A 5,966-nucleotide genomic window follows, 5' to 3' on the forward strand; every position below is an offset into this window, starting at 1 on the left:
CTGCTTTTGGCCGAAAGCAGCTGTTCGCGACCGACCGCTCCGACCCAGAGCGCTCATCCCTGGCCAACCGATCTGACAGATTGCACGGGTGCTGAAACTGCTCCAGCGTTTTTTTGTTGAGCTGCGGCAGGTCTCGTACCACGATTCTACAAACTGTCTTCTTTGTTGATAGATGACTGAAGAAACTCTGCTATCAGCGACGTAATCTGCTGTTGAATCACCCTGCGCGGGCGAGCGCTGTCGCCATCCCGGCAAATGATGCCATCGCCTGGTACTTCTTCTTCGAGCAATACCTCCGCGCCAGGTTTGCACAACGACAAGAAACTGAAATGGCTTGCGTCGCGGATTTCGACGTAACGGCTTGACGCCGGAGGCAGGCGTTTGGCCAGGTTGGCAGACTCCAACTCAGCGGGAAGCTCGCGCGACGGTACGCCGGCAGCGATCACCAGCGCTGGTACCGGTAGCGCGGCCAGGCTTTCATCGGTCATGCCCCGTGAAAGGCCCAGGTCCAAGGTAACCACAGCAGTGACGCGTTTATCGCGCAAATCGGCGGCCAACGCGGCCTTTGATTCTGAGGTGCTTGCGGGGTTTATCTTTCCATAGACGGTGCAACTTGTTAACTGCGGGTGGGCTTTGCAGTCATGGGCGAAGCGGTCTGGATCGAAACGAGCACCGGCGATCTCCAGGGCGGTCCAGCCGCCGAGTGAATGGCCCACTACTGCAATTCGGCCATTGGCGACCAAGCCGAATTTTTCAGGTTGAGTCGTGACCCTATCAATGGCTCGGCGCAAATCAACGGGCCGCTGCCATAACTGCGCCGCTGCTTGAGGGCTACGGTCATGAGTGGTGGTGCCAGGGTGATTGATTGCGGCGACGATGTAACCCCTATGGGCCAGAGCACTGGCAAGCCAGATCTGGTTGCTCCAGTTACCTCTGTACCCGTGGGAGAGCACCAACAATGGATGCTTGCCAGCAGCGGGCGGCGCGTCACGAACGGCAGAAGCCCCGACAAACACCGCATCATCGCCAATCATTTGCGTGGCTGCGGTAGTTGCACTGGGGTACCAGACGACCATCTCCAGTGCGCGGTCATTGTGCGCGTCCGCCAGTGTGGAAGAGTGGAAGCCGACAGGGTTCTCGTCAGCGAGTGCGATAGTAGTCAACCAGCTCAACAACAGGGCGCCAAAAGCTATTTTCAATGTCGTTTCTTCCTTGATTAGACAAGCGCATAGCAACCTGAACCCGCCGTTAGGCGCATCCACCTGCGTAGGGAGTGAAAGCTAATGTGGCTGCATATAAGCACGGACATTAAAGCCCACATTCGAACCGCCGAGCATAATTTTCATCGTTAACTCTGTCCTCCAAGGGATCTGTCGGTGTCACCGGCTCGGGATTCATCATTCTGGCGGCGACGTTATCGTCCCTTGGCACCATTCCAGGTGTGAGGCGCCGAACAGTGTGATGTTCAGCGCCTGCTTTGCTCAAAGTTTGTAGCCGATCTGCCGCAACAGGTTCTTGCGCCACAGGATGTCTTCCTCGCCTTCAATGCCACGGGCACAGAAGCCATCCACCACGCCCAGAATCGCTCGCCCTTGGTCCGTCTCGGCGAGAATCACCTCAGTCGGGTTGGCCGTTGCACAAAAAATGCGGCACACCTCTGGAACCATTTTGACGGCGTTCAACACGTTTACGGGATAGAAGCCATCGTCGAGGAAAATGATGAAGCTATGGCCTGCACCGATGGCTTGGGCATTGCTCCGGGCCAGTTCGATCATGGCGGTATCGGTGCCCGACCAGCGCACCAGGCATTTTCCGGAGGCTTCGCAAAAGGCCACGCCAAAACGGATACCTGGCACGGCATTGACCAACGCTTCGTGGATGTCCTCGACGGACTTGATGAAATGGGTCTGACCCAAAATGAAATTCGTTGCTTGCGGCTTGTCGATTTTCAACGTGATGAGTTGCATCTCGAACGCCTCCTTTCACGATGTCGTTATTCTTTAGCCTAGCGTGAGAACGAGCCGGGCGTTGCGCATCGCCGCGTTTGATACTTGAACATACAAAGCACCCCGGTGATGACACATTGCAGATACATCAGTGCGGTTTGATGGGCCAGTCCCACATTCACAGAGAGATTGGCCATGTACCGCAAACTGCAGCAGGTCGCCAGGTTCCTCAGTCAGGGCGCGCGTTTAATGGTAGGCGTGCCCGATTACGATAACTACGTTGCGCAAATGGCGCTCAATCATCCCGGCGAGCCGGTCATGAGCTATTCGGCGTTTTTTCGTGAGCGTCAGGAGGCCCGCTTTGGCCGTGGAAAATGCAATACCCGTTGCTGCTAGAACTTCGCAAAGTTCAACGCGTCGACAATGGCCGAGCCGCCGATACCGGTCAGCGACAGCAGCAGCGCCCGGATCAGCGGGTCTTCCGCGTAGCGTGAGAACGAGCCGGTATTGAACGTCGCGGTCCGCTCGCGGATCATCTTGAACTTGGTGTAGCAAGGCGTCGTTTCGGGTGTTTGCAGCAGATAAGCGTCGAGCCGTTGCAAGGCAACGGTGCGGGCCTTTTCCGCTGCGCGTCGCAACGACAGCGCGGAAACCAGCAGTACCAACGCCGTCAGCAGGTAGGAAATGATCAGGCCGGGCGGTGTTGGCCAGTTATCCCCCAGAAGCGTGCAATGACGATCATCTTGCGCCCGTCCGTGCAAGCGGCCTGGGCCGGTGTGCAGGACTTTGACCATTCGTCGCTGGCGGTCAGCAACGGGAAGAAAATCTTCAGCAGGCAGTGCCCCAGTTCGTTGCACCATCGACGCAATGTCCAGCCTTTACCCCGGCGAATCAAGCGTCGAACCTGTCCCCACAACGTCATCTCGTATTTACGCATGTGCAGGCGTAAATGGTACGTGGCTTCGATCTCGGTCCGATTGATGCGCAGGTTGCGCCAGGCCCCTGCCAGTGCCGAGAGGGAGATCAGCACGGCCAGCAGCCGCGGTGCCACGGTGGGCCAGGCGCTGATGCCTTCGAACAGGAACATCGGCTCACCCAGTCCGTCGATCGGACTGCGATTGTGTCGGTGCTTCGCAATTAGCGGGGCGTGATGCGGTCAGCCGGCTCGCCAGAGGAATGAAGCCGCTGATCCCCACTTCATAGATGCCCCGCGACAGCAGCTCCGATTTGGAATAGTCGAACTTCGCGCGCTTGGCGTCGTAGGGTTGCGGCGCCAGCGCGGCCAGCACCGAGATAAACGCCGCGCTTTGCAAGCTAACGCGAAACGGCGGCACGTCCTGTTGCAGGGCGCGTGTCAGCGTGAGCCCGTAGGGGGCGGCGAGTATCAGGTTGCGCGTGGTTTGCGCCTGGCCCCGTTGCAACATGCAGGCATCGAGGTCGGTGGAAAAATACAGTTTGTACGGCATCCGACTCTTGAGCGCCTGCAGCACCAGGAGCTTGTCGTAGGCATCGACGCCCAGCACGCCGATCGCACCGATGCCGCTTTCGCCGTTGCGTCGATAGGCCGCGTCCTCGCGGGCGATATGCTCGGCGAGGCGCCGCAGGTAGTCGAACTGGGAGTTGCCGTCGGATTTCTCCAATGGGCTGAGATCAAGTTGGGTGGGGGCTGTATTTTTCCCGGCATCGAGGTTGGCGGTTTTATCGTTGCTCGCGGATTTTTCCGGAAGTCGCCCGTCCAGGCCGCGTAGATAGCTGAAACGTAGAGTCCACTGATCGACCACATCCCTATGGTTTCTTTCATCGCTGCCCAGGCGGGCATCCCTGGCCACCTGTGACTTGAAGCTTTCGATCAGTGCGCGGCTGTAGAAACTGTCCCACTCGGAAATCAACGCGTTGCGATTGCCGCTGCGGCGCAGATCGCGGGTGCACGGTGAGCCGATCCGTCGCAGCTTGCCTTCGCTGACGGTGCGCAGCAACTTCATGGGTTGTCTGTTCGCAAGCGGTGGTGAAAGCTTCTGGTACCCGCGATCCAGCGTCTCGTTATCGGCAGTGGCCAGCGGTGAGTAGATTTCGATCTTCGGCGTGGCCTGGCCGATGTCCTGGTCCTGGAACATGTCGCGCAGGACGGTTGAGGTAGAAGGGCAGATGACCTTCAGGACCGCCGTGTCGGGTGGCTCGGAACACGGTTTTGGAGCGCACGCCAAAGCCATTTTATTTTTCAGGGTCTCGCGTAACGTTTCGAGCAACTGCAGCGGCGTTGAGCCGAGCGCATCCTGTTTGAACCAGAACACGATCGTTCGGTCAGGCGGTGGTGGCGACCCTTCAAGTGCCGTGGGCGGATCGAAGGGGCTGGAGACGAATATTTCAAAGGGCGCGTCGACGAAAGCGGTTTTCTGCGGGGTATCCAGCGACAGGTTGGCGGTGAGTCTCAAACAATGGATGTACTGCTCTTGATCCGGCACCCGGTGGGAGTTCTTGAACCCTGCCAGCAGCGCATAACGAATGCGCCGGCGCCGTTCGACTTCGTCGGCGTATGGGCCGCCTTCGACCAGCGCCACCATGATGTCCGGCGTCTGGGCTCGATCTGCACCGGCGCTATTGCGCTGGCCGAGGCCGGTTTGCTTGATGGCCGGCGCGCGACCACTCACTGGTGCCATGCACCGGCGCTGCAGAAGGCGTACCCGAAGGTGAAGGTCGAGGAAGACCGGATCTTCATCAACGACGGCAACATCTGGACGGCCGCGGGCATGCGCGCCTGCGTCGATCTGGCGCTGGCGCTGGTGGAAAAGGATCTGGGTGCGGAAGTCGCGCGGCAATTGGTGGTGTACCACCGACGCGCGGGAGGGTTCAGCCGTGTGTTCCATGCCGAAACCGGGCAATCACCGGCCAAGGCTATCGAAAACCTGCGGGTGGAAGCGGCGCGTCTGATGATGGAAACCGGTCGGCACCCCATCGACGTGGTGGCAACCGATACCGGTTTTGGCGATCGGGAGCGGATGCGTCGGGCGTTTATCCGTGCATTTGGCCAGCCGTCGCAAGTGATTCAGCGCGCGAATCGTGGCTGATGCCAGTCAGTCCAGCCGTCGCCGTACAAACCAGCCCCGTTCTTTACAGCCGTGAAGGCACCGTCGACAAAGTGGTGCAGAAGATTCTCGAGCTCGGCGAGCAGGGCGTGCAGTTCGCCGTGTTCCCGGAAACCATCGTGCCTTACTACCCGTACTTCTCGTTCGTTCAGTCGCCTTTCGAAAGGGGACCGAAGGCGAAGGCGAGGTGATCGTCGACCTCGACATGGGCCTGATCGACAAGCGCAAACGCATGATGGATTCGCGCGGTCACTACGGCCGTCCAGAACTGTTGAGCCTGCTGATCGATCGCACACCGGCCGGGCATGTGCATGAACGCAGTGTTCATCCGAAACTGGCGGTTACCGATACAGAGGAAGAACTCAGTCGTTAAACGGCAGACACAAAAAGGGGACTTTGGAAGTCCCCTTTTGCTCGTCTGGCCTTACAGTTCCTGACCCAAAAAGATCAACGTATTGCCATGGGCCTCAGCCGCTGCGCGCTGGTTGTAGCTGTCGCGATGCGAGCAGTTGAAGCCGTGTTCGGCCTCCGGGTACACGACAATTTCGACGTTATCGTTGTTCTCGAAACGCTCGGCGATTTTCTCCACGGCTTCCAGCGGGATGTGGCTGTCCTGTTCACCGAAGTGCATCAGCAGCGGCACTTCGATTTCATCGGCCCGGTCCAGCTGATTCTGGATTCCGCCGCCGTAATAGGCGATTGCCACGTCCACCAGCCCATTGGCGGCGGTGTGGTACGAGAGCAAACCGCCGAAGCAGTAACCAATCGAGGCGATCCCGCCGTCCAGACCCGGCTGGGCTTTCAATGCGTCAATGGCCAGTTCGATGTCGGTCTGGGCCTTGCCAACATCGGTGGCGTTCATCAACTCGACGGCGCGTTTCCAGCCGGCCTCGTCGTAGGTCAGTTCGATGCGGTGGCCGCTGCGCCAGAACAGGTC

At 59.1% G+C, this 5,966-nt stretch carries 7 protein-coding genes and 3 pseudogenes; 4 read left to right on the plus strand and 6 right to left on the minus strand.

The annotated features are described in order from the left end of the window. Positions 1-146: 146 nt before the first annotated feature. Complete coding sequence (locus tag WLY71_RS29195; RefSeq protein ID WP_347806340.1) at positions 147-1,199, minus strand: alpha/beta hydrolase family protein; 1,053 nt, start codon at positions 1,197-1,199, stop codon at positions 147-149. Positions 1,200-1,348: 149 nt separating this feature from the next. Here WLY71_RS29195 and WLY71_RS31510 point away from each other — a divergent pair. After that, positions 1,349-1,438 (plus strand): annotated as a pseudogene (locus tag WLY71_RS31510) (hypothetical protein); the annotation flags it as partial. Between the two features lie 43 nt (positions 1,439-1,481). Here WLY71_RS31510 and WLY71_RS29200 read toward each other — a convergent pair. Next, a complete protein-coding gene (locus WLY71_RS29200) occupies positions 1,482-1,967 on the minus strand; it encodes an adenosine-specific kinase (RefSeq protein ID WP_347806333.1) in 486 nt (161 codons plus the stop codon). A gap of 174 nt (positions 1,968-2,141) precedes the next feature. Here WLY71_RS29200 and WLY71_RS29205 point away from each other — a divergent pair, with 174 nt between their 5' ends. Continuing rightward, positions 2,142-2,342, plus strand: a complete 201-nt coding sequence (locus tag WLY71_RS29205; RefSeq protein WP_347806334.1) for a YbdD/YjiX family protein — start codon at positions 2,142-2,144, stop codon at positions 2,340-2,342. On the opposite strand, the gene WLY71_RS29210 is transcribed toward WLY71_RS29205, so the two are convergent. From WLY71_RS29210 to WLY71_RS29220, 3 genes are read right to left on the minus strand one after another with little or no spacing between them, the layout of a single operon-like run. Continuing rightward, entirely contained in the window at positions 2,339-2,740 is a 402-nt protein-coding gene (locus WLY71_RS29210) for a hypothetical protein (protein ID WP_347806335.1), read from the minus strand. The genes WLY71_RS29205 and WLY71_RS29210 overlap by 4 nt on opposite strands. Continuing rightward, positions 2,635-3,033 (minus strand): hypothetical protein, encoded by a 399-nt coding sequence (locus tag WLY71_RS29215; protein ID WP_347806336.1) that lies wholly within the window; start codon positions 3,031-3,033, stop codon positions 2,635-2,637. Before WLY71_RS29215 ends, WLY71_RS29210 begins: the two co-directional genes overlap by 106 nt. Before the next feature lie 4 nt (positions 3,034-3,037). After that, the gene (locus WLY71_RS29220) at positions 3,038-4,378 is read right to left on the minus strand and encodes a hypothetical protein (protein ID WP_347806337.1); all 1,341 of its coding nucleotides are present in this window, start codon (positions 4,376-4,378) and stop codon (positions 3,038-3,040) included. Between the two features lie 135 nt (positions 4,379-4,513). On the opposite strand from WLY71_RS29220, the pseudogene WLY71_RS29225 reads away from it, so the two are divergent. Beyond that, a pseudogene (locus WLY71_RS29225) lies at positions 4,514-5,011 on the plus strand (GlxA family transcriptional regulator); the annotation flags it as partial. Beyond that, positions 5,011-5,402: pseudogene (locus WLY71_RS29230) on the plus strand (nitrilase-related carbon-nitrogen hydrolase). The pseudogenes WLY71_RS29225 and WLY71_RS29230, both read left to right, overlap by 1 nt. A gap of 51 nt (positions 5,403-5,453) precedes the next feature. Here the strand turns inward: WLY71_RS29230 and WLY71_RS29235 are convergent. Beyond that, positions 5,454-5,966: dienelactone hydrolase family protein (locus WLY71_RS29235; protein ID WP_347806339.1), on the minus strand; the 513-nt coding region annotated here is incomplete at its 5' end.

Source organism: Pseudomonas rossensis (assembly GCF_039888995.1).
GTDB classification, from domain to species: domain Bacteria; phylum Pseudomonadota; class Gammaproteobacteria; order Pseudomonadales; family Pseudomonadaceae; genus Aquipseudomonas; species Aquipseudomonas rossensis.